Source organism: Microbacterium sp. BF1 (assembly GCF_019279095.1).
In the GTDB taxonomy this organism is placed as follows: domain Bacteria; phylum Actinomycetota; class Actinomycetes; order Actinomycetales; family Microbacteriaceae; genus Microbacterium; species Microbacterium maritypicum.
Map to the genome: position 1 here is coordinate 1 of NZ_JAGYWT010000477.1, position 1,868 is coordinate 1,868.

At 68.8% G+C, this 1,868-nt stretch carries 2 protein-coding genes; both read right to left on the minus strand.

Annotated elements, in window-relative coordinates:
• The coding region (locus tag KZA10_RS13840) for an acetyl/propionyl/methylcrotonyl-CoA carboxylase subunit alpha (RefSeq protein WP_256934862.1) at positions 1-1,581 on the minus strand (1,581 nt) is incomplete at its 3' end.
• Positions 1,582-1,659: 78 nt separating this feature from the next.
• A partial coding sequence (locus KZA10_RS13845) for a Maf family protein (RefSeq protein WP_218683167.1) occupies positions 1,660-1,868 on the minus strand: 209 nt, incomplete at its 5' end.

The following is a 1,868-nucleotide window of genomic DNA, read 5'->3' on the forward strand; positions in this document are numbered from 1 at the left end:
GAGCGTGAGGCGAAGTACCTCTTCAGCACGCCGTACACCGTCTATCCCGGCGTGATCGTCGTGGCCGACGACGACGACACGATCTCGTCGTTCGCCGACCTCGACGGAAGCCGCGACGCGATCGGGCAGGCTCACCTCGAGACGCTTGCCGGAGACCTCGACGACGACCGTGTGACGCGATTCCGCAGGCGTCGGCGCCTCGAGCTCGCCGTCCCACGCGGGGATGTCGTTGACGAACTCCGTCTCGATCCAGCGCGTGAAGACGCCGAACTCGCCGTTCTCCGCGGTGAACGCGGGATCGCGCACGACCTTGCGGTGGAACGGGATGACGGTGGGGAGCCCCGCGACCTCGAACTCGTCGAGCGCGCGGCGCGAGCGCTCCAGCGCTTCCGCCCTGTCTTTGCCCGTCACGATGATCTTCGCCAGAAGCGAGTCGAACGCACCCGAGACCGCGTCGCCGGCGGTGACGCCCGAGTCGAGCCGGATGCCGGGACCGCCGAACGTCTTGAACACGTGGATCGGGCCGGGCTGGGGCAGGAATCCGCGACCGGGGTCTTCGCCGTTGATGCGGAACTCGATCGAGTGCCCCTGCGGCTTCGGGTCGTCGTAGTCGATGGTGCCGCCGGCCGCGATGCGGAACTGCTCGCGCACCAGGTCGATGCCGGTGACCTCTTCGGAGACCGGGTGCTCGACCTGCAGGCGGGTGTTCACCTCGAGGAACGACACCGTGCCGTCGGCGCCGATGAGGAACTCGCACGTGCCGGCGCCGACGTAGCCGACCTCCTTGAGGATGGCCTTCGACGCCGAGTAGAGGAGGTCGTTCTGCTCCTGCGTGAGGAAGGGGGCGGGGGCCTCCTCGACGAGCTTCTGGTGGCGGCGCTGCAGTGAGCAGTCGCGCGTCGAGATGACGACGACATTGCCCTCGGCGTCGGCCAGGCACTGCGTCTCGACGTGACGCGGCTTGTCGAGGTACTTCTCGACGAAGCACTCGCCGCGTCCGAAAGCGGCGACGGCCTCGCGGGTGGCGGATTCGAACAGCTCGGCGACCTCGTCGAGCTCACGCGCCACCTTGAGGCCGCGTCCGCCGCCCCCGTAGGCCGCCTTGATGGCGATCGGCAGACCGAACTCCTTCGCGAAGGCGATGACCTCGTCGGCGCCTTCCACGGGACCGGGAGTGCCGGGGGCGAGAGGTGCGCCGACCTTCTCTGCCACGTGACGCGCGGTCACCTTGTCTCCGAGCGCCTCGATGGCCTCGGGCGACGGGCCGATCCAGGTCATCCCCGCACCGATGATGGCGCGAGCGAACTCGGCGTTCTCGGCGAGGAACCCGTATCCCGGGTGCACCGCGTCGGCACCGGCGCGGCGGGCGATCGAAAGGATCTTCTCGATCTGGAGGTAGGTCTCGGCACTGGTCGAGCCCCCGAGGGCGTAGGCCTCGTCGGCGAGGCGGACGTGCAGAGCGTCGCGATCCTGGTCGGCGTAGACGGCGACCGAGGCGATTCCGGAGTCCCGGGCGGCGCGGATGATGCGGACGGCGATCTCGCCGCGGTTGGCGATGAGCACCTTGGCGATAGCAGGCATGCTTGCCAGCCTAGCGAGAACGATCCCGATCCCTTTGACGACTCCCCACAAGAAAGTCGAGAAAACGTGGAGGGGAGTCTACGACCAGAGGTCCGTCCAGCGGACACCGAGCTCGGCCGCCAGGCGGCGGACGGTCGACAGCGACATGCCGACGACCGTCGAGGGGTCGCCGTCCACCCGCGTGATGAAGGCGCCACCCAGGCTGTCGACGGTGAAGGCCCCTGCCACGTGCAGCGGCTCTTCGGAGGCGACGTACGCGGCGATCTCCGCGTCGCTCACGTCGTGCG